This window comes from Clostridium ljungdahlii DSM 13528, assembly GCF_000143685.1.
GTDB classification, from domain to species: domain Bacteria; phylum Bacillota; class Clostridia; order Clostridiales; family Clostridiaceae; genus Clostridium_B; species Clostridium_B ljungdahlii.
Map to the genome: position 1 here is coordinate 4,335,213 of NC_014328.1, position 25,540 is coordinate 4,360,752.

Sequence of the window (25,540 nt, forward strand, 5' to 3'; positions counted from 1 at the left end):
CTCTCCCTTTCATTTTTACTAACTAAGTACTCAATTTCTGTACTTTTCTATTTTATGTGGTAGATCATAACATCCACATATTAAGGAAGTAAATTTTCAATTGTATAACGTTTGGTGATTTTCTGAAGATCTGGATGTGGACTTGCAATAACAACTGAACTATAAACTTCAGTTCCCATATCTTTTACAGCTTTTACTCCAGCTTCTACAGCTGCTTTGCAAGCTCCTACATCCCCGGCAACCAATACAGAAATATAACCGGAAGCTACATTTTCATAGCCAATTAATTCAACATCTGCAGCTTTACACATTGCATCTGCAGCCTCTAAAACAAAAACCAAACCAAATGTTTCTACTAAACCTAAAGCTACATATTTGCTCATCTGTTTTCCCTTTCCTTTATCATATTTTTTACTATATTTTTATGCATCGATGTCATGTACTGAAACAATGTCCCCAACACCTTTAATTGGTCTTGGCATAACATTGTGTGCTGTCAATTTTCCTATTGCTGCAGCAGCAGCAGCTCCTGCTTCCACAGATGCTCTAACAGCAGCAACATCACCTTTTACCATAATTGTAACAAGAGTGGAACCTATATTTTCATATGATATAAGTTCAACGTCAGCAGCCTTCAGCATTTTGTCTGCTGCTTCAATTGCAGGAACCATCCCTAATGTTTCAATAAGGCCTAATGCCTCTTCGCCATAATACCTCATTTCATTACCCTCCTCCTCTATACGCAATTACGCAGTATGGATCTTTTTCAATTAAATGCAATTTTGATTCAATTACCTTTGCTTGAAAATGTTTATTTATTATTTGAACTAATAATTTGAACTTATGGAATCCAAGTTATTAGTCTTTAATATATTTATTAATTGTAGCTGCTCCTTCTTCATTTGCGTGATAATAAACTCTCAAATTACCTGATTTATCCTCATCAAATCTTGTTTCTTCAAGGAGACCATTAGCTTCAGCTGTCATTAAAGCTTCAATTACAGCATCTTTATTAAGTGCTCTAAAATTACCATAGTCACCTTTTAAAGCTTCAATAACGTCTTCTGCACAAGCTTCTTTAACTGTTGTAAAGTGTTTTAAAATAGCATAATTAAGTGGTTTCATACAATTAATCCTCCTTTTTTCTGAATAAATCCAGTGGATTCATGGAAATTACTAAAATACCTAATACCATGAGTACTGCAGCAATCCAACCAATAGCAGGTATTGACCAACCTGATTTGCCAAAGATTACACCAAGTACTATCCAGCAACAGAATGGACCCCAGAATGAATAAGTACCATTACAAGCCATACCAAGAGCTGCACCACACATACTATTACCCTTATACCAACTCATATATGAAACAAATGCACAAAGACCACTCATGGAAAACCAAATCATAGCAGATCCACTTGTAAATGCCTGAAATACAAGACCAGTTGAAAGCTTAACACTACCTGCAAGCATACCCATAATAGGTATTAATATAATTAAGTTTGAAATACCTGATGTTGCCTGACGAATAGTAATACCAATCTCAGAGTCAATCATAGATGTACCAAAACCAGCTACACAGCCTTCAAAACCCCAACCAAGAGCTGCTATGAAAGCAATAGCAATACCTAAAAGAGCACCTTTAGGAGCACTTCCTGTAATGCTTGTACTACCAATCATAAAACTAGCAGCAACACAAATAACTATACCTAACATCATACGTTTATTTAATTCTTGTTTGAATAATATTCTACCTAATATAGCACCAATAGCCGGACAAAGAGCTGTAATAGGAATAACTATTGAACCAGCCATTTGAAGACCGATAACATAAGCTGTACTGGAAATTGGTCCTCCTATAAGGGCTGCCAAAATCATTACACGGCCTGGGGTGGTATTAATACATCTCAAGAAATCTCCAAACTTACCTTTAATACCTGCATAAAGCATTGCCCATATAGCACTACAAGAATCATTTACTGCACTACCAAGGGCACCCAATACGTATGTAATAACAAAAGCGGATAATCCTGCTTTATTAGCTCCATACCAGTCACCCCAAACTCCCTTAGTCATACCTAATGACAAAAATGCTGAATAAAATCCATACATAATACCTGAAAATATAGCAATTGATATACCTTTTTTAAAAAATTGTGATGATAACTTTTTTTTAGCAGCAATTGCAGATGCACTAACCGCTCCTGTCATTTCACTCATAAACAAAATTCCTCCTCATATTAAAAAACTAGATTGATGAAAACGTTTTTTGCAATCTAATGATATATTAACTCATTAGAGCATTTTTTCATGGTACAAAATGCCATATTTTAATGCATAATATCTGCTAGTTTTTTGGAGTTCTTGTACTATAGTTATTTTCTTGCACTAATAGTATTGACTTTAATCAATGTATTTATTAATTGTAGCTGCTCCCTCTTCATTTGCATGATAGTAAACAACTAAATCACCTGACTTGTCCAATATAGATCTTGTTTCTTCAAGAAGTCCATTAGCTTCAGCTGTCATTAATGCTTCAATTACAGCACCTTTTTTAAGTCCTTTAAAATCGCCGTAGTCACCTTTTAAAGCTTCAATAACATCATCTGCACAGGCTTCTTTAGTTTTTGTAAAATGTTTTAAAATAGCATAATTTAGTGGTTTCATACAATTAATCCTCCTGTTTTCTAAATAAATCTATTGGATTTACAGCAATTACGAAAATACCAACTGCCATTAATATAGCAGAGAACCATACTATAGGAGCCATTGACCAACCTGATATTCCGAAAATTACGCCAAGTATAATCCAGCAGAAGAATGGTCCGAAAAATGAATATGTTCCATTAGTTGCCATACCAAGAGCTGTACCAGTCATACTATTACCTTTGTACCAAGTCATAAATGACAGATAAGCGCAAAGGCCACTTATAGCAAGCCAAATCATAGCAGGACCACTTGTAAATGCTTTAGCAGTAAGATGAAATGCAAGACCTGCATTATTACCTACAATTACAGATATAATAGGAATAAATATAATTAAATTTGAAAGACCTGATGTTGTCTGACGAATAGCAATACCAATTTCTGAATCTACCATACATGAACCATAACCAGCTATACAACCTTCTAGTCCCCATCCAAGTGCAGCAATAAGAGCGATAACCATACCTAATCCTGCTCCTGCAGGTGCATTTCCAGTAACACTTTGAAGACCAATCAAACCACTTGCACAAACACAGATAAGAATACCTACAATCATATGCTTGTTTAATTCTTGTTTATATAAAACTCTACCTAATATAGCACCAATAGCTGGGCAAAGAGCAGAAATTGGAACAGCAAGTGAACCTGCCATCTTTAGAGCTACAACATAAGCTGTAGTAGCAACTGGTCCTCCCATAAGAGCAGCTACCATAATCAATCGTCCTGGTTTACTATTGAGACATCTAAAGAAATCACCCAATTTACCTCTACCAGCTGCAGCAATTAATGCCCAAACTGCACTAGCAGTATCATTTATTCCACTACTAAGTGCACCAAGTACATATGCAATAGTAAGTGCTGTTAAACCTGCTGTATTTGCACCATACCAGTCACTCCAAACTCCCTTTGTTGTAGCTAATGTCAAAAATGCTGAATATAGTCCATATGAAATTCCTGAAAATAAACCAATTGCAATACCTTTTTTAAAGAAACTTGATTTTACCTTTTTTTTAGCAGCCGCCAAAGCTGCATCCATTGACAATTCCATAAATAAACCTCCAATTATTTTATTATATTGTTATTTGATGAGAGGCCTCATCTTAATGCGAATTTCAGATTAAGACGCTTTTGTAATATTAATATATTAATACATTACTTATTGTAAACGAATAGAAGATCTTTTCATGGCATAAAGCGACATATGTTATTTGGACAATATCCGCTTATTTTTTTATTTTTTTGTACTATCGTTACCTTATTGTATTAATAGTATTAATTTTTTTCAATAAAATATTAAAGGAATTATCTTACTTTGTGAATAATTTAGAATAAAGAGGTGCATTTTGCGATAAGACAGAAGATTATGCCTACCACTTCTAGAATTGTTAAAAATTATACAAAATGTTATGTAATCTGCTTGCAGTACATATCTAGACGCGCAGCAGTGCTTATACCCCACTTTCATAGTCGCTTTCACTATGTCCATGGGAGTGTTAGCAATAGCAGCTATCAGATAAACTTCTGATTATTTGCGAAAGCTTTTTGAGTCCTAGCTCCAAGTCATAAAGAGAAGCATAGGAATAGGATATCCTTATATTATAATTTTTAGTAAAATCGTATATATATCCTGGATTTATTAATATTCCATTTTTACAACATTTATAAAAAAGTTTTTTCATGTCTATTTTATTTTTAAGCTTTAACCATATATAAAATCCTCCTTTTGGCACATTCCAACTAGCCATGTTAAAAAAATATTTTTCAAGAACATTTAATGCAATTTCTCTCCTTATTTTAAGTTTCTCTCTCAGTTCTTTTAAATATATTTCATAAAATCCACTTTCTATCCATTCCGCAGTTACATACTGTGAAATGGAACTTGCACCATAATCCGTTTGCATTTTAACATCTCCAAGTCGCTCAACAACAGTTTCCGGCGCAACAACCCACCCTATTCTTATTCCTGCTGCCATTGATTTCGATGTAGTACCCATATAAAGTACTATTCCATTTTCATCTTTTGCTTTTATTGGATAAGGTGGTATTTCATCCAACCATAATTCCCTATAAGCATCATCTTCAATAATTGGAATTCTCTCTTTATTACATAAATCCAATAGCTTGTTTCTTCTATACTGCGGCATTAATATACCTGTAGGATTATGGAATGTTGGAATAGTATATAGAAGAGATGTATTTCTATCTATATTTTTTAAAATTTCATTTAACTTAATTCCATCTGCATCCATAGATATTCCACTAAAACTAACTCCGGAAAAGTCAAATACATGAAGTGATTTTATATATGATGGTTTTTCCACAAGTATCTTGGAACCAGGCTTTAGTATGCTCATTGAAATCAACTGAAGAGCTTGAAGTGAACCTGAAACAATTAGTATTGAATCCGGTGACACATTTATATGAAACTTTTTTAAATACTTACTTATAACCTTTCTCAATTTAAGTGAACCCTTAGCCATTTCATAGCTTAAAGAAGTTATATTATTGGACACAGTTTTAAATACCTTCTTCATCATATCTTTTGGAAATAATTCAGGAGAAAGTTCACCTGTACCAAGCCTTATTATATTATCCTTATACTCCATCTTATTTATAATTTGGATTGTATGGAGGTTAGGTTTGTGTATTCCACTTTTTATATAAGGTTCCCAACTACCTGGCAGCATAGAAGCCATCAAGGACCAAGTATTATTTATAATTCTGGTACCTTTTTTACTTTTTCCCTCAATTAAACCATCAGCTTTTAACTCGTCTAAGGCTTCTACAATAGTGCTTCTATTTACTTCAAATTTTTCTGCCAATTCTCTCTGTGATGGTAACTTTTCTCCTACAGTCCACTCTCCATTTCCTATTTTCTCCTTTATATAATTTACAATTTGCCTGTACATAGAAATACAAGATTTTTTATCCGGTTTCCAATCAATGTTTAACATACATATTCAAATCCTTTTATTTTGATAATATAAAATTAAAACCAAGTCTTACCCCGTAATAAATTATTATTATACCACATATTCTATTAATTACCTTAATTGATTTTTCATTAAAACTGTGCTTAAAAATTGACATAATAGCTGCAAGAGAAGTAAACCAAAAAATTGATGCCATGCATGATCCCAGTATAAAGTACCAGGAGCTTTGATAAGAAAGAGATGCCCTAAATCCTCCAAGGAGAAGTGAACCATCAATAATAGCCTGTGGATTCATCCAGGTCACAACAAAGCAAGATATAATTACTTTAACTAAGTTTTTTTCTATATTAGTTTTTTCATCAATATCTGGTTTACTTCTTATAAGGCTTATTCCAATGTATATAACAACTATGCATCCAACCAATAGCACAACCGATCTCAAAACCTTTGATTTTTGGATTATGGTTCCTACACCCCAAAAGCAGGTTAGTGCAAGGGAAATATCAAAAAATATAGTTATAAAAGCTGTCCTAAATGCCTCTGCTCTTTTACTAGCAGTTATAGCTGAATTAATTACATATAAGTTCTGCATACCAATTGGAGCCACATAAGAAATTCCAAGTAAAAATCCTTGTAAAAAATATCTAATCATTTTTCCACCTCTAAAAATTCATATTATAGAATTTCCAAGTAAAAAACAAAAACCCTATAAAATCAATTATATTTATTAAAATGCCAATGTCTTCAACCAAAATCTAAAATTTATACCAACCAAAAGATTTTATTTTCTTTGTATTGACAAATCAATACCCATATATTAATATTTAAGTCGGAAACCATATGTACCATATAAGTTTCCATAGTGTAAATCTTGATGAAAGGAAGCTATATTTTTATAACTTTTGTGGTGTAATTATGGAGAATATCAGTACAAAAAATAATGAAATGTTAAGCGTAATTATGTTAAGTTTGGTTCTAGCACTAAGGCAAATGGCAATGACTATTGTATCCCCTTTTATTTCCGTTTATAGTAAATCCCTTTTATACAATACTCCTCTTCTTGCGGGGTTAGCACTTGGCATATTTGGACTTACACAGGCAATTTTCCAAATACCATTTGGTGCTTTAAGTGATAAGTATGGAAATAAAATCATGATGCTTATCGGCATCTTACAGGTTGATATAGGACTTGTAGTTGCTTTTTTAGCAAAAAATATATATGTTTTTATCTTTGCAAGAGCACTTCAAGGAAGTGGTGCAATACTGGGTGTTGGATACTCTTGGGTTTCAAGTATGGTAACTAAAGACAAGGAAATAAAAGCCCTAAGTATTTTAGGTGCTTTTGTATCCTGTGCAGCTGCCCTTTCTTTTGCACTTGGCCCTATTATTCATAATTTTCTTCCCGTAAACAAAATGTTTTTAATTTGCGCCCTCCTTATATTTGTAAACTGGCTGTATATACTTTTATTCCTAGAAGATAGTAAAAACTATACTAATAAAATAAAAAATTCATTTAAAGAAAACTTCAAGATCCTTGTTAAAAATAAAACTTTTATAATATTAAATAAAGCTGCATTTTGTAATAATTTTATGATGATGGCAGTATTTTACGTACTTCCTATTTATCTTAGTAACGTAACAGGTATAAATGGTATGTGGAGAATATTTATTCCATCCATAATTATTGCTATAATATTTATGAAAAAGGCAATAAGGTACATGAAAAAATATGGCAGTAATATAATCCTTGCTGCAGCCTTCACAGTTTCATCCTTAAGTATATTTTTTTACTTTCAAAAAACATCTTATATATTTTTGCTTCTAGGTACTATTTTTTTCTTTTGTGGATATATGTGCCTAACAACAATACTTGCAACCAATGTAAACAATATAGTAAAAGATGATTTAAGAGGTACAGCAAATGGTATATTCAACTCATTTCAGTATATTGGTTCCTTTGCGGGATCTATTGCTGCAGGAGCTTTGTGGGGATTTTCACAAAGAATAACTTTGATTCTCACAATATTTATTGGACTAGGTGGAATTTTTACAATAATTTTTAGTAAATCAAATATAAAAGAGGAAGGTAAATTATGAAAGATAAAATATTAGACACGGCTGCTAATAAAATACAAATGCATGGTTTAAAAAAATTTACTATAGACGAAATAGCCAAAGATTTAAAAATTAGTAAAAAAACTATTTATAAATATTTTAATAGTAAAGATGCAATTGTAGAGGAGTTTTTTAAGACAGTAGTGGAAAGTGATAAAAAAAATATGGAAAACTCTTTAAGCCACCAAAATGACTTTATTTCAAAAATTCACTCTATTATATACTCAAACCATAAGTACAAGATTCCTATTAATTTAATAAATGAAGCGAAAATATATTATCCAAAAGAATGGGGTAAAATCCAGGAATTAAAACAATATAAACTTGGTGCTATTAAAAAATTATTAGAAGAAGGAGTTTCAAGCGGCGTAATAAGACAAGATATTAATTTACCAATACTCATCAAAATGCTTGAACAAACAGCTGATACATTTCTAGATTATAATTTTCTAATGGATAACAAAATGAAATTTTCGGAAGCTATCCAGGAAGTATTAAAAATTATCCTATATGGAATATCAATAAAATAATATTTATTAAAGCACCAGTTATCAATTGTATTAATAACTGGTGCTTCATAAAATTATATTAAGTTTATATTAGGGTTATATTGAGGTCATATTGGGTCATATTAAAAAGTTACCTTTTTTCCATCATATATACATTGAAGTATCTTTTTCATTTGATCAAAATCTATAGGCCTTGGATTAGCTCCTGTACATGCATCTAAGAGCGCATTCTTTGCTATAAAATCAACATTTGAATTGAAATCATCTTTGCTTATACCATAATCTTTTAAGGTCAAAGGTATATTCAATTCCTTATCCATATCTTGTACCATTTTAACTAGAGAATCTACCAATTCATCTTCAGTAGTTCCTTTAAGTCCTAATATTTTAGCTATATTAGCATATCTATCTGAGCAAGCTTTTTTATTAAAATCTAAAACATATGGAAGATATATTGCATTAGCGCATCCATGTGGTATGTGCCATACAGCTCCTGTTTTATGTGCTAAACTATGAGTTATACCAAGAAGTGCATTAGAAAATGCCATACCTGCTAAACATTGTGATATATGCATCTTATTTCTAGCATCTTTATCACCCTTATAGGATTTAAGTAAGTTATCCCTTGTCATAATTATGGAATGTATTGCAAGTGGATCTGAAATATCTGATCTAGCTGATGCTACATAAGCTTCTAGTGCATGAGTTAATGCATCCATACCAGTATGTGCAGTTAATTTAGGTGGCATTGTCTGGGCTAATGCTGGATCAACTATAGCTATATCCGGTGTCAAATTGAAGTCAGCTAAAGGATACTTTATTTTAGCTTTATAATCAGTTATTACTGAAAATGAAGTAACTTCAGTAGCTGTTCCACTAGTAGAAGCTATAGCTACAAATTTAGCTTTTTGTCTTAATTCTGGTAATCCAAACGGAACAATTGCTTGTTTAAAAGTAAAATCTGGATATTCATAAAATAGCCACATAGCCTTTGCAGCATCTATTGGTGAACCTCCTCCAATAGCAACTATCCAATCTGGCCCAAATTCTGTCATTATTTTGGCACCTTTCATAACGGTTTCCACAGACGGATCTGGTTCAACACCTTCTATTAGTTTAACTTCTATGTTTGCTTCTTTTAAGTATTCTTCTACCTTGTCAAGGAAACCGAATCTCTTCATGGATCCTCCTCCAACAACTACTACAGCTTTCTTACCTTTTAACGTTTTCAAAGCACCCAAAGCATCTTCTCCAAAGTAAATGTCTCTTGGCAACGTAAATCTCTCCATTATTATTCCCCCTAATTTTATTTCCATATATTTTTATTCCCATATATTTCATTAGCAAAATTCGTACCAATCAACTTACTTACTTTTCAAATTTTCTATATCATTAGATATTGTACCCAAAGCCATACCAGTTAAGGCTTCGAGGTACTTTTATAGCTTTTCCAACTTTATGCTTATCTTTAATAATACCGGTACCTCTGTTCAAAAAAAGAACAGGGTTTTGATCAAATAAAGAACACAATCTTCAGATAATTCTGTAATGTTATTATTTGGATAATAGCCGTATATTCCTTTGTATTTCATTAAAATTTTTATAATACTATATTTTATTGATTTCTATTTCATCTATTAAGTGCACCTTTTTTGTACACTATGAGTAGATAACTGATAGTTGAATTTTTTCTTGTTTTATTTTAGGCACTGTTCTGTAAATTTTCTATAAACAAATACCTTCTAACAAGTGATGATATTTTACCCAGTTAACTCCAAGGACACTTCCCAATGAAATAAAAGTAGTGGTCCATATAAGAGCTCCTATATATGCATTAACTGAAAATCTTTTATATGACATATCTGCAATGCCTGAAACATACCCCGTAACATGCCTTACACCTGGAATAAAGTAGGCTATAATTAGCAGCTTATTACCATATTTTTTAAGCCATAGAGATACCTTATCAAATTTATTTTTATTCATGTGAATATAATGTCCATGTTTTTCGAAAAAAGCTGATCCTAATATTCTTCCAATAAAATAGGATAGAGTTACACCTATACTTACTCCAAGTGAAGCAATTAATATACTTAAAATTAAACTCATTTTCCCCTTATAAATAACATATCCACAATAGGTCATAAGTGCCTCTCCAGGTAAGGGAAACGCTATAAGTTCCAGCATTAACGCTATTAATAATACAATGTATCCATAATGATTAAATAATCCTATTACATACTGCAAAATTTTCACCTCACATATACAAGTATAACCCTTATGTTATACTCATTGTCTCTACTGCATGGTCACAAAGGATTTCTTAATTTTTCCACACATATTTTAGATCACATTTTAAGTGTTGCATATATCAATCATATCTGACAAAGGAAATATTAATGTAACTTTAGTTCCTTTATTTATATCAGAGTTAATACTAATTTTCAACCCCAATTTTGAACAAAGCTTTTCACATAAATATAGTCCCATTCCTGTGCTTTTGCTAAACTTTCTTCCGTTCTCACCAGTAAATCCTTTTTCAAAAACTCTATTTATATCTCTATCTACTATACCCACTCCATTATCCTCTATAGTTAACATTACTAAATTAGCTTTCTTCGCTGAATATATAATTATCATTGGCTCCTTATTACTTAAGTACTTTATAGAATTTCCTATTATCTGATTTATAATAAATTCAACCCATTTTCCATCAGTATATACAATTTCATCAATATCTTTTATATCTAATTTTATTTTCTTATGAATAAAATCTCTATAATTCCTTTTGACTGCATTTCTTACTGCATTATCAAGGTTAATTTGTTTTATAATATAGTCTTTACTCACATTGTTACTTCGTGAATAATAAAGTACCTGTTCTACAAATCCCTCAATTCTATCCATCTGGAAATCTATTTTATTAGTTACTTCATTTTGATTATTTTCAAGTATAAGTTTTGTAGAAGCTATTGGCGTCTTAATTTCATGTACCCAGGTCTCTATGTATTCTCTATAATCTGCCTGCATATCTTTATAATATTTAACATTCTCATGCATATTTCTGCTTACCACTTTAAGTATAGAATTAAGCTTTTCACCTTCTATAAAGTTTGCTTCTTTTATTACCTCTGGAAGCAGATATTTCTTATCTAATTTTTCTAATATACTGTCAATTTCATCATAATAATTTTTATATTTTATAAATTCTAAGGCCATATATGAAATTAGTGGTAAAAACCAGATGCAAAAAAACAATACAATTATAATGAAGTTAACATTAATAGCAAGCATTATAACTGATAACACAATAAACATCAGCATATTGCATGATATTACTGCCATTTTATCTTTAATAAATTCACCTATACTCATGGCATTATATACCCTAACCCTCTTCTTGTCTCTATTGGATTTTTTATTCCTATCTCTTCAAGCTTCTTTCTTAATCTGTTAATATTAACAGTTAAAGCACTGTCATCTACAAAATAGTCTACTTTCCACAAGTATTCCATAAGTAAATCTCTTTTTACTATACTTCCTCTATTATTTATTAAATAGGAAAGTATCTTAACCTCATTTTTAGTTAGCTCTAAGGATTTGTCTTTATAAATAACCGTTGCATTTGAAAGATTTAAATTAAAGTCTTTGTAATTTAATATATTACTAGTTTTTAAGTTTCCATAGGTTCTTTTTAATATATTTGTTATCCTTGCAAGTAGTATTTCTGTATTATAAGGTTTTGTTATAAAATCATCTGCCCCCAAATTCATACTAATTAATTCATCTGCATCACTATCCCTGCTAGTAACTATTATAATGGGAACATCTGAGGTTTTACGTATTTCTCTACATATATAATAGCCATCAAACTGTGGTAGATTTATGTCTAGCAGTATAAGGTTTGCATTCTCATTTTCAACATATTGTATTATATTATTAAAATCTACAGGAGCTTTCACTTCGTATCCATATTTCATTAAAAAATTTTGTAATTCTTCTCTTATAACTTCATCATCTTCAATAATAATAATTTTTGTCATTATTTTCTTTACCTTTCTATATAGAAGACTATTAAACTTTGGCAAACAAAATTTAATAGTCCTAATAATTATTATAATATTAGATATTATTTTTTACTATATTTTTGTATCCTGTATATGTTGTATAGAAATATCCTACGTAAACTGCGATAAATAATAACGCTGTTGTTAAAGCTGAAAATCTAATATCTATTTGATTAAACTTACTCATCTCTCCATTAACTACTGAAATGGCAATGATAGAATGAATTATCGCAAGCGTAACTGGGAGACTAAAATACATAAAAGTTTGAATGAAGATTGTTTTATCTATCATTTTTTTGTTTGCACCAATTCTCTTTAATGCTTTATATCTTTCTATACTATCACTGGCTTCTGATAATTGTTGAAGAGCAAGTACTGCCATGCTGGTTATTAGAAATATTATCCCTAAATATATTCCTATAAATAATACTGCTGTTGTTCCACCCTTTTCACTGGAATAAATATCATCCTTTGAATAAGCATTCATATCTGAAATACTTAAGCCCTTATACTTGTGATTTAATAAATTCTCGTGTATTTCACTATATTTTTTATTATTTTGTTCCCTATTTTTATTTGAATACATCACATTAAGTATGGATCTGCAAATTTTATTGGACTTTGGTAGAATTTCATCATTTATAACTATCGTTAAATAAGTATCTTGCACTATATCATTTCCGAGATTTTCTTCTATAATTTTATCGTTTTTAACCAAGTACTCTTTTCCTTTAATATTAACTTTCTTATTACTTTTAAGCTTTCCATGAGCTAACTTAACCATCTCATTATAGTTAGACATAAGTAAAACCTCATCCTTGTTTAAGCTTATTTCTTTTTTTCCTCTCAGTTTCAACATTTTATTATAATCGGATATTTTAACAAAGGATACCTTATCATCCTTATGCTCTTCATCTGTAATTGATAATAAACCGCCTACTTTTACTCCTGAAAGATATTCATTGTAAGCTGCATACTTTTCATTTTTACTTGTTTTAAAATTAACCTTAGCTAATACATCTTCTAAATTGTTCTTTTTACTATTATTGTATACTGTTATACTAGCATCAAAAGGTGCCTCTTTTTCAAGCCCTGCTTCAAAATCCTTCTTAAGACTTATTCCTGTAGATAATACAAGTATTGTAATAAATAACATTAAGCATATTACTGACATTGATATAAAATTTGTATTAACTTTACTACTTATTTGTTTTACTACAAATATATTCAATCCTTTTAAATATACATTCTTATTTCTATTTACTATATATAGCATTACTCCAGATAAACTAAAGAAGAATAATACTGTACTTACTACCGAGAGGACTATTAATGGCTTAAACATAGGATTTCTTGTATCTAAACCTATCTTTAGTATAGATTTATACGTAAATCCAAGTAATACCACACATAGAATAAAAGCTAATAAATATGTAAATGAATTTTTAAATTTTATATTTTCATTTTTCCTGCCTGCTGTTAGTAAATCAATTATTTTATACTTAGAAATAACAAATACATTAAATATCATAACAAGCAAAAACATTATTCCAAAGTATAATATAGTCTTACCTATAGCACTTGTTGAAACAGCAAACCTGTATTCATTTATAGGAGTCTCAAATAATTTTAATGTAAAAATAGATAGAACCTGTGATGTTCCCATTCCTAATATAAGACCGACAATTAAAGATATAATTCCAACTATAAGTGTCTCTGCTACTAATATCCTGGATACTTTTCCTTTTCCCATACCTAAAGACATGTATATTCCTAATTCTTTTTTGCGTTTCTTTATTAAAAAATTATTTGCATATAATATTAAACTCCCTAATATCATTGATACAAATACTGATACGCCAGACATCATTTCCATTAACCTGGATATGTATTTTGCATTTGAAGATTTTACATCAATAAGTGCTTTTTGTGAATCTATAGAATTAAAGCTGTAAAATATACAAACAGCCAGTATTAGTGTTAAAAAGTATATCGTATAATCCTTATAACTTTTCTTAATATTGTTTATAGCTATCTTAGAATACATTGTTGTCATCACCTCCAAGAAGAGTTATAACTTCTATAATTTTATTAAAGAATTCTTTTCTAGTGTTATTACCTCTTACAAGCTCGCTGAAGATTCTTCCATCTTTAATAAAAAGTATTCTATGAGCATAGCTTGCTGTAAAAGAATCATGAGTAACCATAAGTATGGTAGTATTCAACTCCTTGTTTAAACTTTCAAATCTTTCAAGTACTAATCTGGCTGATTTTGAATCCAGTGCTCCTGTTGGTTCATCTGCAAGTACCAAAGATGGATTAGTTACTATTGCTCTTGCTGAAGCAACTCTTTGTTTTTGTCCTCCTGACATCTGATAAGGATATTTATTTAATACTTGTCCTATTTCTAAATATTTAGCTACTGATTTTATTTTTTCATCTATTTCTGAAATTTTCTCGCCTTTTATTGTTAATGCTAAAGCAATATTCTCATAAGCTGTAAGAGTATCTAATAAGTTAAAGTCTTGAAATATAAATCCTAACTCATTTTGCCTAAACTTGTCCAATGCTTTTGATTTTAACCTGGTAATGTCACTATCATTTATTATTATCTTTCCCACAGTAACATTATCAATAGTTGATATACAGTTAAGTAATGTAGTTTTACCACTTCCTGAAGGTCCCATTATTCCAACAAACTCCCCTTCATCTACCTTAAAGCTGATATTATCTATAGCCTTTGTTACATTATCTTTACTACCATAATACTTTTCAATTTTTTCTACACTTAATATATTTTGCATTTATAAATCTCCCTTTTTTCTTAGTACTATTCTAAACATTAATGATTTTGTTATCTGATGACATTACCATCAAGCGATTCAATTTTACATGTATATCACTTAATCCGTTGTTTGTCTCACCGGTAATTGATACATTAATATAAATACCCATGATATTATATAACCATACCTCGGTTGTTGCTCAGTAATTAAATAAAGCATCCCAAAACCACAAAATATTATATATAGCAAGTTTATTAGCTTATTATACAAATATTGTTTTACATGAAATAATCGTTTATATATACACATCATTAAAATAATATATAACATTTGAGAATAAAAGAATAATACTATGCTCAAAGTAAATCTTGAATTTAATATGCTAATCTCACCTGTAGACCAATATGCTCCTGAAAAATCACCACTTGACCATTGTCCTATAAATTTAACTATATAAAATCCAATTAATTCATACAACGGTGTACTCGTCAATCTCTCCTTAATAATAGACTTACAAGCTGATTCAACCTTATCATAATTAAAATTATATTTTTCTGCTACTTGACTGTCTTCATTATTCCACATACCTATAGCTTTAATATTTGTACCTTTTAAGGCAGAGGTCCATACAGCTGGTTCTCTTCCATGCCACAGCGAATATTCTGTTATATTCAATCTTAACAATATGGTGTTAGTAGTGCCTAATGGAATTAAAAATGAAACTATTAATAATATACTTATAGTAATGCTTTTCCTATTTTGATAATAAATTATTAAATAAGAAATGTACGCTATAATAATAACAATACCTACCATTCTAAAAAGATTACCTATACTTAATAATAGTCCTGAAACAAGAATCCACAGTGAACCCTTTTTATTTTTTATTACTAAAATGAATATGTAGATACTTCCTAAAAAAAATGTCATAGCTAAATTTTCTGAACAAATTACAGAATTATAAAATATAAATGCTGGAAATACACATGCTATAAAAGAAATTATGATTGATTCCTTTTTATTTCCGTATAATTCTATACTTATCAAATAAATAATATATACATTTATTGTTGATAAAATTATGTTTATTAATTTAATTACCAATAAAGCATCTGGAAATACTTTAATTATCATTCCAAAATATAATGTTAATATTGTTAAATGGGGAAACCTGGCTATATAGCTTGTACCTTTAAAGACTGAGTAGTCTCCATATGCAAATTTTTGGCCACAATTATAAATTATTTCAAAATCTGAAAATGGTTTAACATCTATTAATAAAATGTATAATAGCCTTAATGAAAATGCTAATAACAAAATTATTAATAATATTACTTTATCAGAATAACCTTTTTTCAAAAGTTTACAAATAAAGTATCCTATTAATGAACAAATCAAAAATAAAATTAAACTACTTATTATTAAGTATATTATATTTTTGAATGATAACTTTATAAGGCTTAAAAATGACATTCCTATACTTCCTAATATAATCATTAAAAAAAGAATTTTTAAAGATATATTCATGAAATTTGTAAACTTTTTTTTGATATAATTCATACCGCACTCCTTTGCAATATTATTGATAATTTATCCGATCACTACCATTGCTAACACCCCCATCGCACACAGCGAAAGCAACTATCACCAAATCAAATATTTGGGATATCTGCTTTTCTATCAAAGTGAGGAATAAGCACTGCTACGCGCCTGGATAAGTTCTTCTAAGGTTCAGCTGGAGAAAGTCATTCTTATAAGCAAACTCCATCTGAACCTAAGAATCACTTGATATAATACTTTCATTTTGAGATATTAACTAGCACTATTAACGTCATTTCATGTAACTTATTTTATAAGATTCTATTTATATCATCAATTGAACTATATTTCATTAACATTACATTTTTGTTATATTATTTTCTTTAACATAAACAGAGTTCTTAACATCAGATGGAGTTTTGACTCCACCTGATGCTTAGAAATCGTTATCCAGGGACGTAGCTGCTCTTTACTCCAACTTAAAGAAGTTGGAGTATTAGAGAAGGTAGTCATCGGATAAATATAGGTCTGCGGCACTAATTTCTTAATGCCGCAGACCTATGTTATAGATGTTCAACCTTAATATAAAATTCTTAATTCCTCATGTGTATGAGAAAAAATCTTATATTTTTATTTCCCCAACCTAAATCCCAGGGTACATGATACCTATCTGTGGTATGGGAGTTAACCAAAGGGTAATTGTGAGAATCAAATCCCGTTACTATTGCAAAATGATCTATATTACCTCTGCCTTTCTCATAAGCTATCAAATCACCTATCTTTAACTTACTAAATACTCCATTAGATGTATTTGATATATTAGCAGTTAACTGATCAAAAGTTCCAATCTTTATAACACTTCCCCTTCCACTGCGTAACAAATAATTTTTTAATCCATCTGCATTTGACCAAGCTCTTGTACCTGGATGCCATTCACCGTTGGTACGCATGGCACCTCCTTCTTTATCTCCCAATACTTGAGATATAAAATTAGTACAGTCTCCCCCTGCTCCATTATAATCATCATATTTCCTATTATACTTAAAGTTATTGCTATTTCCCCAAGCTATACCACAATACTTGTCAGCATAAGCCACTGCATTTTTCCTGTCATAAACCATTCTCCTTTTACCGCTGAAATTATTGGAATATTTTCTTGAAGAACTTATGTTATTATTTAATGCTGCTGTATAAAGTTGAAGAGAATCTTCAAAGCAATCAGTGTACCAGTCACTAAGTACAAGCCATTTTCCATCTTTTTTTACTACACTTGCCGTATGGCGTATACCTACTCCAAATGAATTTAATGGACTAGCTTCATCATTTTTATATTTATAATCAAACTTATAACTTTCTGCAATAACTAATCTTACTGTGCTACCGTGAGGTATAGCTTTTCTTAAATTTATAGTAGATTTAATATCTTTAAATTCTATATTTCTTTTGCTGCACCAATCCTTCAAGTATTTAGCTCTTTTTACTTCATGCTCTAATGCATATTTACCGCTTGGTCTAGATGTATCATAGTAATTATTCAATGTTGAATAATCACCGGTTTTAAGAGCATCACACCGAAAATTATATATTTTTTGAATTTCTGCACTTATCTCTTCCTTATTTATACTTTCCCTAGACTTGCATATTGAACATTTAAGTATAGGGATCGTTAAGAATATAAATATTAAAGTTATGTATTTTAACAATGACATAACTTTAATTTTCTTCATCACATGATTTAATCTCACGAGTAGTCTCCTCCTAAAAGATGGCTTAACAATTTGCCCATTATTTTAATAAACAGAGTTCTTGGCATCAGATGGAGTTTTGACTCCACCTGATGCTTAGAAATCGTTATCCAGGGACGTAGCTGATCTTTACTCCAACTTAAAGAAGTTGGAGTATTAGATCAGGTAGTCATCGGATAAAAACCTTCATATATATGATTAGGAATTTATCATAAAATCATGTGATAAATATATTTCCAAATTTGTGTAAAATTTTGTATTTCATCCTACTTAATACCAAGTATAGCGCTATTTAATGATGTCTATCTTTGTTATTTAAGTATTTAATTATATTAATCATAATTTTTATAAAAGCAAATGTTATACCTTCCAATACAATTAATCCACTTGCAATAATTAAAACTATTCCTACGCTTTGTGACAATCAATATCACTCCTTCTAATTTAAACATATCTATTATTATAACCATTTATAAAAAATATTTTTTCTTTGCGTCTTAAGTTTTAAAAGTGGTATACCACATTGAAAATGGACAGATTGAAATTGTTCAATATAAGATATGCTATGAAAAATAAGAATTTTTAGTAACTTAAAGAAGACTGGGCATGGAGAATACCTAGTCTTCTTTTTTATAATATTGAACCTTCTACAAACTATGCATATGTAGCTTTGTAAGGTGTACAAAAGTATATTTAACATTTTTTGCTTTTCATATAATTATTAATTTTATCCAGATAGTATTTATGCTCTCTAATCATATGGTCTGGAAGGAGAGGATTTAATGTACCTATTGCCATAACCTCACAACTGGATCTCAATTTTAATATTTCTTGTAAATATAGGATAAATTTTTTCATTACTTTTTCTATTTCTTCAATCAAGAGCATTAGAGCATCATTGCCTGATTCACTTTGCATCATCATCATTTGTAATTCATTACCTTTCACTGACAACATATCAAATTTCATCTTAAATTCAAGTGCTTCAGCGCTAAGAATTGATTCAGTAGGATCTAAAAATGAAGCATAAGCCGAGGCATGACCTGAACTATCAGATATCCACTTATTTAATAACTCTATAAAATGTATAGGATCTTGAATACTTTTTAAATAATCTTCTGGATACATAAGTTGAAGTCTAAATTCCATAGCTTCATTTATTTGATGACTAATAAGAGTTGGCGGCAAATTCATCTCTAATTTACAGGTCAAAAGACCTTTAAGTATACTTACTTTAAAATTTATGAAGTCATTAACAGCTTCAATTAAACCAGGTGTATTTTCATTAAAATTGTCTTTGCTTTCAATTTTGTCCATAGTTTTCTGAAAAAAGTTTCTAAAAATTATTGTTTTCTGAATATATGGCACTTCTTTAGATGTTAATGCACTATTTTGAAATATAGCATGGTCTCTCATTATACCTGTCCAAAATAATAAATCTTGTTTTTCATTAGGCAAAAAGCTCCCTCCATACAATTTTCATAATCTACATTTAGTTTATGTATGTTCTTCAATATTGTTACCATAAAACTTATCCATTCTAATATGACCCATTTTTTTCATTCACATATTTCGTAATATTAATCATAATTTTTATAAATACAGCCATTATTGTTCCAATTGTAATTAATCCACCTATAGTAATTAAAAATATCTGTAAACCTCGCGACATCTAATCTCACTCCTCTTCCTAAAATTCAATATTATTTTTATTATTATCACATATTAACTAATATATACACTTACCTCTGTTAGTAAAGGAGTAATACTATTATGGCAATAATTAAAATTATAGCTATGCCGACAAAATCTAATTCATCATTTATTCCAATAATTTATTTGCTATATCATTTGAATAAGGCATCAATATTCTCCTATGGTATAAAAGGCGAGAAAAAAGTTGGCCAAAAAGGAGGAGTTTACTATAAAAACTTTTACAATCCATGTAAACAATCCCGGAGACATGTATACACTTTGAGTTGTTATTTAAAAGAGAATCAACTTGGACATTTGTGGATTCAACCTATAGTAGTATTCACAATAAGATGGAGTTCAAGACTAAAAGTACCTACAAATTCTACTCCTGTTATGAAAGTAAATGAATTACTTTCATTTATAGATAATTTTAAAAGTAAAAATAGAACTATTTCACATGAAGAAATCAAAAAATTAGAGACAATTATTGATACCAAGATAGATTTATAATTGTTTACATAATATGGATAAACTACAGAAAAAAGCCGGTTATTTTAACCGGCTCTAATACTCACGCTTTCCAGTCTTCACAATTCCATACATTCGTTACAATGTCTTCATAAAACTCTGGTTCATGGCACACTAAAATTATGCTGCCGTCATATTCCTTTAAAGCACGCTTAAGCTCATCTTTAGCATAGATATCTAAGTGATTAGTTGGTTCATCCAAAACTAATATATTGGTTGGTTTATTGATGATCTTGCACAATCTAACTTTGGCCTGTTCTCCTCCACTCAATATATTAATAGGACTGTCTATGTGCTGTCTTGTGAGTCCGCATTTAGCAAGGTCACTTCTAACCTCAGTTTGGGTCAAATCAGAAAAAGTCTTCCAAACATCATATAAAACCGTATGGGTATTACTTTCTGCAACTTCCTGCTCAAAGTAGCCTATTTTTTTATAGTCACTTAAAACTACTTTACCATTTACAGGTTTTAATAATCCAAGCAAACTTTTTAATAGAGTTGTTTTTCCTAAGCCATTGGCTCCAGTTATTGCAATTTTTTCTCCTCTTTTCATTTTTAGATTTAGAGGTCTGCTTAAAGGCTTATCATATCCAATAACTAAATTGCTGGCTCTAAAAATTACACTTTCCGGCATTTTTACACTTTTAAAATTAAAGCGAGGTTTTATAAGGTTCTTTTTAATTTCTATTCTTTCAATTTTACTTAGCTTTTTTTCTCTTGCCTTTGCTTGTTTTGCCGTTGCAGCTCTCGCTTTATTTTTTCTCACATAATCTTCAAGCTTTGCAATTTCATTTTGCTGCTCTTTGTATTCAATCTGCAGCTGCTGTTTTCTTATTTCATAAAGCCTGAGAAAATAATCATAATTTCCGTGATATCTAGTTAAGATTTTGTGTTCAAGGTGATATATTACATTGACAACGCTGTTTAAAAAGCTGTTATCATGGGATATCAATATAAAGGCATTCTCATAATTTATTAAATAGCTTTTTAACCATTCTATATGTTCTTCATCCAGGTGGTTAGTAGGCTCATCTAATAACAAAATGTCTGGTGCTTCAAGTAAAAGCTTAGCAAGTAAAACCTTTGTTCTTTGTCCACCGCTTAAATCTGAAACGTCTTTATCTAAAAGTTCTCTAATCCCAAGACCTGCTGCTGTAGATTGTATTTTTGAATTAATACTGTAAAAGTTGTTTTTGTCTAAAGTTTCTTGCATATTTGATAACTTATTGAGAGCTTTGGATAATTCCTTTTCATCCATAGTACCAAGCTTGTTGCATAAGTCACTTATTTTTTTCTCTATATCAAATAACTTTGAAAATGCGCCCTTTAAAGTGTCTAGTGTAGTATTTCCTTTTTTTAGATCAACATGCTGATCCATATAGCCTATGCTAAATTTAGGATTCCATTGAATTGTACCATCATCTGGCAGAAGCTCTCCCGTAATAATTTTCATAAAGGTTGACTTACCTTCCCCATTAGCACCAATAAGACCAATATGCTCTCCTCTTAATAGTTTAAAAGATGTATTTTTAAATAATACTCTTTCACCAAATGAATGGCTCATATTTTCAACTGTTAAAATACTCATTATTTATTTACTTCCTTTATCTATGTATTTCCAATCTAATATATTATGCGCTTTTAAAGCATATCATTTCATGCTATAAATACTCAAGCTCATAAATATTTCTGTATTATATGTGACTATATAGCTAAACAGCCTCAACTATATTCAATTGTTTAGCTATAGTAAAATAAAACAACGGTATATTAGCATACTTTTTTATGCTAATATACCGTTTTACGTTAACCATGTTTTTTTTGTTTTCTGATTATTCTTCTAATACTATTTTCTGTTAAATAATATTGTTTAGATAAGCTTTTAACAGATATTCCTGTACAATACTTATTAAAAATTTCTTTATTCCTTATATAAAGATACTTTTTGGTTTCAGTATTTTCTCCCCAGGATTTTTTATTTTCATTTTTCCTAGGAATATAAATATATCCACCATCAGTATATTTTTGAATTTCTTGAATTATACATTCTGGTAATACACTCTGTGCCTTTTCATATTTCATAAGTCATCTGCTCCAATCTACATTTACTTTGTAAATAATGAAGCAAAGACTGAACAAAACATGTAAAAACTAAATTGATAAATTTATAGGGTCGCTAATTAACTTATACACTACTCATAATGATTTGAAAATGTCATTTTGAAACATACATAAATTAAGTTTAACATTATTTTCCCTGCAGCTCCAAACAAAATTTTTCCATGTTTTTACAATCTTTGCATGGAGCTAACTCTTATAACTAAAATCATTATAAATTCCCCCTTTTTTCCTTAATCTACTAATTGTATATTTACAATAATTATTCTATGAACTCATACATCATGAAAACTATTGAAGATTTCAAATACAATCAAATTAAGTATAATATAAACTCCAACATTTTCAAAGCTTTAATTTAAGATGACTTCAATAAGAAATATTAAATTTTATCCGATGGCTACCAGCCGTAATACCCCCATCTTCTTATAAAGTGGGGGATAACGGCTGCTACGCCCCTGGATAACGATTTCTAAGCTTCAGATGGAGAAAAGAACTCCACCTGAAACCAAGAACTCTGTTTATTATTCTAATAATTTACTTAATATTTCTTCTAAATAAATAGTTTCAATCTTACAAAATAGAGACATTTTTAAAATTTATCTATAAACATCTAAAGAATGTCCATACAAAGTTTTAAGTTTAACACTTGATGAAATAACTCTTTTATAATCTTTATCAAATAAAGTTTTAAGGTTATTAGCCTCATAATCAATTGTATAATCTAAAGCGTCATTTTTTCCCATATTCTTAATACCTGCTTCCTCTAATACAGGTTTTATTAGAACTTTATATTCTTCTATAGCTTTATCAAAACTTTTTGCATTTGAATAATCTACATTTGCAAAAGTATCCATAATTTTTTGTGCATATTCCTTATTAGTGGCACGTTCTAAACTTTTTACGGCATAGTATTTACTATTTTTATCTGTAACCATGTCAATTTTGATATTTACACGTTTCAGGTCTTCAATTACAGTTGATATTTCTGGCTCTGAATCTATAACCTTTTGTATTCTTGCAGACATAGTTGAATTAAGTAACTTCTGCTGCTCTACATTTAGATTTTTTTCTGCATAAGAACTTACCTTACCTTTAGCTATTCCCATTTCTGCATAATCACTATAATCCATACCACCTAAAGTATTTACAATAGAACATGCATAATCCATAACCTTTGAAGAATCCACTAATTCTTTTAAAGTAAAATCAACTCCATTTACCTTAAACTTAGTATTTAAGTTTTCTATATTATTAGAAATACCTTTTGAAATATTTCTTTTCATCTCTCCAATAAGATCAGTTATTCCTTTTTTTATTGACTTTTCATCCTCTTTTAAACTACTACTATCACTAAAATTTTGAGCTATTTTTGCCACAAAATTATTTACATAATAATCATAATAACTTACATCTTTTCCTTGAGCTTTAGAAGCAAATACATCTAAATAATCTTTATTTAAAGTTTCACCTTTAATCTTACAATAACTAGTTACAGTAAATTCCTTTCCATCTTTGCCTGTGCACTTTTCGTAGTCTATATCTTCTGATGGTATATATAATATTTCTGATGGAGTTCTGTTTGTTTCATTAACATTTGCATTTTCAATCTTTAAGGCTTTACTTGTATCAAACTTGGCTTTTGTAATATTGCCATTTTTATCCCATAAATTTTCATTTGTATAAAGTCTGTTTTCTGTTGAATTTGATATACTACTAACATTCATAATTCAAAACCCCTTATATAATAAATAAAAATACGTTAACAATATTCTCGTAGTAAATTTTCAAAGCTTTACCAATATTGTTAGCTACCTCCTGATGTTGTTGAAAAGTATCGTTTTAAATTTAAGAGTTAGGGTACTTGTTTTATATATTTGTTATGATAGAAAGACGGTCCAGGAAATTTTAAGCAAGGCTTTTATTTTAAATGTTTTAGGGGATATAATGAAAAATGAAACTAAATTTATAGATGAGCCACTGGTAGGGTGAGATATTATGGAGAAAAAGAAAAAAATATATAAAGTTATTGATTTAGCTAGAATGTATGGTATTCATTCCAATACTATAAGGCTTTATGAAAAGCTAGGCTTTATATCTAAAGCAAAAAGAAATATAAATAACTACCGCATATTTGGAGAATTACATGTACTACAAATAAAGGTTTGTCGGTGTATTTTTGGTTATCCTTTTACAAACAAACATATAAGGAATGCCGGTAATGAAATCATGTGGTCAATAACAAAAAAACAGTGGGATGAAGCAGGACAAAATACAGATTTATATATAGGAATAATTGAACAGGAAATTAAGAAGGCTCAAAAAGCCTGTGAAATGCTAGATAATTGGACAAACTCAACTAAGAATAATGAAATTTTTTTAGAAAAGAAAATGTTGTCACGTAAAGATATTGCTGATTATCTTGGAGTCACTACTGAAACCATACGAAACTGGGAAAGGAATGGGTTAATTCTTCCAGAAAAAGTAGGTGCAAAAGGTGAAAAACTTTATTCAAGTACTGATTTAGGAAGAATGCACATTATATATATGTTATTACAGTCCGGATATAGTATGGCCTCGATCCATCGTAGTATTTCAATGTATGATAAAGGACATGCCGAGTTAGTGGCATCATCACTGGACTGTCAAGAGTATGATGAGTTTATTTCAGTTGGAGATCGCTGGCTTTATGAATTAAATAAACTACTAAAAGCAGCTCAAAAAATACCTTCAATTATTGAAGAGATGAAAAACTTATAAAAAACCTTACACTTGCACACCACCCTATATTTTCTATGTTA

Annotated in this window: 26 protein-coding genes; 4 read left to right on the plus strand and 22 right to left on the minus strand. The window is 29.8% G+C overall.

Annotated features, from left to right (window positions below; translation table 11 throughout):
• Positions 1-80 precede the first annotated feature (80 nt).
• The 8 genes from CLJU_RS19630 to CLJU_RS19665 all read right to left on the minus strand — a co-directional run bounded on the left by CLJU_RS19630 (position 81) and on the right by CLJU_RS19665 (position 6,289).
• Positions 81-383, minus strand: a complete 303-nt coding sequence (locus tag CLJU_RS19630; RefSeq protein WP_013240574.1) for a BMC domain-containing protein — start codon at positions 381-383, stop codon at positions 81-83.
• A 39-nt stretch (positions 384-422) separates the two neighbouring features.
• Positions 423-719 (minus strand): BMC domain-containing protein, encoded by a 297-nt coding sequence (locus CLJU_RS19635; RefSeq protein ID WP_013240575.1) that lies wholly within the window; start codon positions 717-719, stop codon positions 423-425.
• Between the two features lie 139 nt (positions 720-858).
• Complete coding sequence (locus CLJU_RS19640; protein ID WP_013240576.1) at positions 859-1,125, minus strand: helix-turn-helix domain-containing protein; 267 nt, start codon at positions 1,123-1,125, stop codon at positions 859-861.
• A 4-nt stretch (positions 1,126-1,129) separates the two neighbouring features.
• A complete protein-coding gene (locus CLJU_RS19645; protein ID WP_013240577.1) occupies positions 1,130-2,218 on the minus strand; it encodes a membrane protein in 1,089 nt (362 codons plus the stop codon).
• Positions 2,219-2,401: 183 nt separating this feature from the next.
• On the minus strand, positions 2,402-2,665 hold the full coding sequence (locus tag CLJU_RS19650) for a hypothetical protein (RefSeq protein ID WP_013240578.1): 264 nt from the start codon (positions 2,663-2,665) through the stop codon (positions 2,402-2,404).
• Between the two features lie 4 nt (positions 2,666-2,669).
• Complete coding sequence (locus CLJU_RS19655; protein WP_013240579.1) at positions 2,670-3,752, minus strand: membrane protein; 1,083 nt, start codon at positions 3,750-3,752, stop codon at positions 2,670-2,672.
• Between the two features lie 445 nt (positions 3,753-4,197).
• Entirely contained in the window at positions 4,198-5,658 is a 1,461-nt protein-coding gene (locus CLJU_RS19660; RefSeq protein ID WP_013240580.1) for an aminotransferase-like domain-containing protein, read from the minus strand.
• 16 nt (positions 5,659-5,674) lie between these two features.
• Entirely contained in the window at positions 5,675-6,289 is a 615-nt protein-coding gene (locus tag CLJU_RS19665; RefSeq protein ID WP_013240581.1) for a LysE/ArgO family amino acid transporter, read from the minus strand.
• 260 nt (positions 6,290-6,549) lie between these two features.
• Here CLJU_RS19665 and CLJU_RS19670 point away from each other — a divergent pair, with 260 nt between their 5' ends.
• Both CLJU_RS19670 and CLJU_RS19675 read left to right on the plus strand, forming a co-directional pair.
• Positions 6,550-7,734: an MFS transporter gene (locus CLJU_RS19670; protein ID WP_029170056.1), complete on the plus strand. Its 1,185-nt coding sequence runs from the start codon at positions 6,550-6,552 to the stop codon at positions 7,732-7,734.
• On the plus strand, positions 7,731-8,282 hold the full coding sequence (locus tag CLJU_RS19675; protein WP_013240583.1) for a TetR/AcrR family transcriptional regulator: 552 nt from the start codon (positions 7,731-7,733) through the stop codon (positions 8,280-8,282). Before CLJU_RS19670 ends, CLJU_RS19675 begins: the two co-directional genes overlap by 4 nt.
• A gap of 101 nt (positions 8,283-8,383) precedes the next feature.
• Here CLJU_RS19675 and CLJU_RS19680 read toward each other — a convergent pair whose 3' ends face one another.
• The 11 genes from CLJU_RS19680 to CLJU_RS23255 form a co-directional block, all read right to left on the minus strand.
• Positions 8,384-9,550 (minus strand): iron-containing alcohol dehydrogenase, encoded by a 1,167-nt coding sequence (locus CLJU_RS19680; protein WP_013240584.1) that lies wholly within the window; start codon positions 9,548-9,550, stop codon positions 8,384-8,386.
• Between the two features lie 436 nt (positions 9,551-9,986).
• A complete protein-coding gene (locus CLJU_RS19685; protein WP_013240585.1) occupies positions 9,987-10,508 on the minus strand; it encodes a DedA family protein in 522 nt (173 codons plus the stop codon).
• A gap of 108 nt (positions 10,509-10,616) precedes the next feature.
• Positions 10,617-11,636, minus strand: a complete 1,020-nt coding sequence (locus CLJU_RS19690; protein ID WP_013240586.1) for a sensor histidine kinase — start codon at positions 11,634-11,636, stop codon at positions 10,617-10,619.
• The gene (locus tag CLJU_RS19695; RefSeq protein WP_029170057.1) at positions 11,633-12,304 is read right to left on the minus strand and encodes a response regulator transcription factor; all 672 of its coding nucleotides are present in this window, start codon (positions 12,302-12,304) and stop codon (positions 11,633-11,635) included. Before CLJU_RS19695 ends, CLJU_RS19690 begins: the two co-directional genes overlap by 4 nt.
• A 79-nt stretch (positions 12,305-12,383) precedes the next feature.
• The gene (locus CLJU_RS19700) at positions 12,384-14,375 is read right to left on the minus strand and encodes an FtsX-like permease family protein (protein ID WP_013240588.1); all 1,992 of its coding nucleotides are present in this window, start codon (positions 14,373-14,375) and stop codon (positions 12,384-12,386) included.
• Positions 14,365-15,132 (minus strand): ABC transporter ATP-binding protein, encoded by a 768-nt coding sequence (locus tag CLJU_RS19705; protein ID WP_013240589.1) that lies wholly within the window; start codon positions 15,130-15,132, stop codon positions 14,365-14,367. The genes CLJU_RS19700 and CLJU_RS19705 overlap by 11 nt, the downstream gene beginning before the upstream one ends.
• 99 nt (positions 15,133-15,231) lie before the next feature.
• Positions 15,232-16,674, minus strand: a complete 1,443-nt coding sequence (locus CLJU_RS19710) for a glycosyltransferase family 39 protein (protein WP_013240590.1) — start codon at positions 16,672-16,674, stop codon at positions 15,232-15,234.
• Positions 16,675-17,246: 572 nt separating this feature from the next.
• Positions 17,247-18,398 carry an amidase domain-containing protein gene (locus tag CLJU_RS19715; protein ID WP_013240591.1) on the minus strand — a complete coding sequence of 384 codons (1,152 nt, stop codon included), beginning with the start codon at positions 18,396-18,398 and terminating at the stop codon, positions 17,247-17,249.
• Between the two features lie 292 nt (positions 18,399-18,690).
• Positions 18,691-18,822, minus strand: a complete 132-nt coding sequence (locus CLJU_RS23250; RefSeq protein ID WP_013240592.1) for a hypothetical protein — start codon at positions 18,820-18,822, stop codon at positions 18,691-18,693.
• Positions 18,823-19,091: 269 nt separating this feature from the next.
• Positions 19,092-19,856: a DUF2935 domain-containing protein gene (locus CLJU_RS19720; protein ID WP_013240593.1), complete on the minus strand. Its 765-nt coding sequence runs from the start codon at positions 19,854-19,856 to the stop codon at positions 19,092-19,094.
• Positions 19,857-19,938: 82 nt separating this feature from the next.
• Positions 19,939-20,070: a hypothetical protein gene (locus CLJU_RS23255; protein WP_023162477.1), complete on the minus strand. Its 132-nt coding sequence runs from the start codon at positions 20,068-20,070 to the stop codon at positions 19,939-19,941.
• Between the two features lie 101 nt (positions 20,071-20,171).
• On the opposite strand from CLJU_RS23255, the gene CLJU_RS19725 reads away from it, so the two are divergent.
• Positions 20,172-20,603 carry a nuclease-related domain-containing protein gene (locus CLJU_RS19725; protein WP_013240594.1) on the plus strand — a complete coding sequence of 144 codons (432 nt, stop codon included), beginning with the start codon at positions 20,172-20,174 and terminating at the stop codon, positions 20,601-20,603.
• Between the two features lie 61 nt (positions 20,604-20,664).
• On the opposite strand, the gene CLJU_RS19730 is transcribed toward CLJU_RS19725, so the two are convergent.
• From CLJU_RS19730 to CLJU_RS19740, 3 genes are all read right to left on the minus strand, one after another.
• A complete protein-coding gene (locus tag CLJU_RS19730) occupies positions 20,665-22,209 on the minus strand; it encodes an ABC-F family ATP-binding cassette domain-containing protein (RefSeq protein WP_013240595.1) in 1,545 nt (514 codons plus the stop codon).
• A 218-nt stretch (positions 22,210-22,427) separates the two neighbouring features.
• Entirely contained in the window at positions 22,428-22,703 is a 276-nt protein-coding gene (locus CLJU_RS19735) for a CD3324 family protein (RefSeq protein WP_013240596.1), read from the minus strand.
• Positions 22,704-23,338: 635 nt separating this feature from the next.
• A complete protein-coding gene (locus CLJU_RS19740) occupies positions 23,339-24,466 on the minus strand; it encodes a hypothetical protein (protein ID WP_013240597.1) in 1,128 nt (375 codons plus the stop codon).
• A gap of 271 nt (positions 24,467-24,737) precedes the next feature.
• Between CLJU_RS19740 and CLJU_RS19745 the strand changes: the two genes are divergently transcribed.
• A complete protein-coding gene (locus tag CLJU_RS19745; protein WP_013240598.1) occupies positions 24,738-25,499 on the plus strand; it encodes a MerR family transcriptional regulator in 762 nt (253 codons plus the stop codon).
• The last annotated feature ends 41 nt before the right edge of the window (positions 25,500-25,540 follow it).

Excerpts from the sequence above, each read along its gene's own strand:
- CLJU_RS19665 (WP_013240581.1), bottom strand. The coding sequence starts at position 6,289 with ATGATTAGATATTTTTTACAAGGATTTTTACTTGGAATTTCTTATGTG.
- CLJU_RS19655 (WP_013240579.1), bottom strand. The coding sequence starts at position 3,752 with ATGGAATTGTCAATGGATGCAGCTTTGGCGGCTGCTAAAAAAAAGGTA.
- CLJU_RS19650 (WP_013240578.1), bottom strand. The coding sequence starts at position 2,665 with ATGAAACCACTAAATTATGCTATTTTAAAACATTTTACAAAAACTAAA.
- CLJU_RS19675 (WP_013240583.1), top strand. The coding sequence starts at position 7,731 with ATGAAAGATAAAATATTAGACACGGCTGCTAATAAAATACAAATGCAT.
- CLJU_RS23255 (WP_023162477.1), bottom strand. The coding sequence starts at position 20,070 with ATGTCGCGAGGTTTACAGATATTTTTAATTACTATAGGTGGATTAATT.
- CLJU_RS19725 (WP_013240594.1), top strand. The coding sequence starts at position 20,172 with ATGGCAATAATTAAAATTATAGCTATGCCGACAAAATCTAATTCATCA.
- CLJU_RS19640 (WP_013240576.1), bottom strand. The coding sequence starts at position 1,125 with ATGAAACCACTTAATTATGCTATTTTAAAACACTTTACAACAGTTAAA.
- CLJU_RS19660 (WP_013240580.1), bottom strand. The coding sequence starts at position 5,658 with ATGTTAAACATTGATTGGAAACCGGATAAAAAATCTTGTATTTCTATG.
- CLJU_RS19740 (WP_013240597.1), bottom strand. The coding sequence starts at position 24,466 with ATGAATGTTAGTAGTATATCAAATTCAACAGAAAACAGACTTTATACA.
- CLJU_RS19700 (WP_013240588.1), bottom strand. The coding sequence starts at position 14,375 with ATGTATTCTAAGATAGCTATAAACAATATTAAGAAAAGTTATAAGGAT.
- CLJU_RS19680 (WP_013240584.1), bottom strand. The coding sequence starts at position 9,550 with ATGGAGAGATTTACGTTGCCAAGAGACATTTACTTTGGAGAAGATGCT.
- CLJU_RS19695 (WP_029170057.1), bottom strand. The coding sequence starts at position 12,304 with ATGACAAAAATTATTATTATTGAAGATGATGAAGTTATAAGAGAAGAA.
- CLJU_RS19645 (WP_013240577.1), bottom strand. The coding sequence starts at position 2,218 with ATGAGTGAAATGACAGGAGCGGTTAGTGCATCTGCAATTGCTGCTAAA.
- CLJU_RS19735 (WP_013240596.1), bottom strand. The coding sequence starts at position 22,703 with ATGAAATATGAAAAGGCACAGAGTGTATTACCAGAATGTATAATTCAA.
- CLJU_RS19730 (WP_013240595.1), bottom strand. The coding sequence starts at position 22,209 with ATGAGTATTTTAACAGTTGAAAATATGAGCCATTCATTTGGTGAAAGA.
- CLJU_RS19745 (WP_013240598.1), top strand. The coding sequence starts at position 24,738 with ATGGAGAAAAAGAAAAAAATATATAAAGTTATTGATTTAGCTAGAATG.
- CLJU_RS19690 (WP_013240586.1), bottom strand. The coding sequence starts at position 11,636 with ATGAGTATAGGTGAATTTATTAAAGATAAAATGGCAGTAATATCATGC.
- CLJU_RS19635 (WP_013240575.1), bottom strand. The coding sequence starts at position 719 with ATGAGGTATTATGGCGAAGAGGCATTAGGCCTTATTGAAACATTAGGG.
- CLJU_RS19705 (WP_013240589.1), bottom strand. The coding sequence starts at position 15,132 with ATGCAAAATATATTAAGTGTAGAAAAAATTGAAAAGTATTATGGTAGT.
- CLJU_RS19630 (WP_013240574.1), bottom strand. The coding sequence starts at position 383 with ATGAGCAAATATGTAGCTTTAGGTTTAGTAGAAACATTTGGTTTGGTT.
- CLJU_RS19710 (WP_013240590.1), bottom strand. The coding sequence starts at position 16,674 with ATGAATTATATCAAAAAAAAGTTTACAAATTTCATGAATATATCTTTA.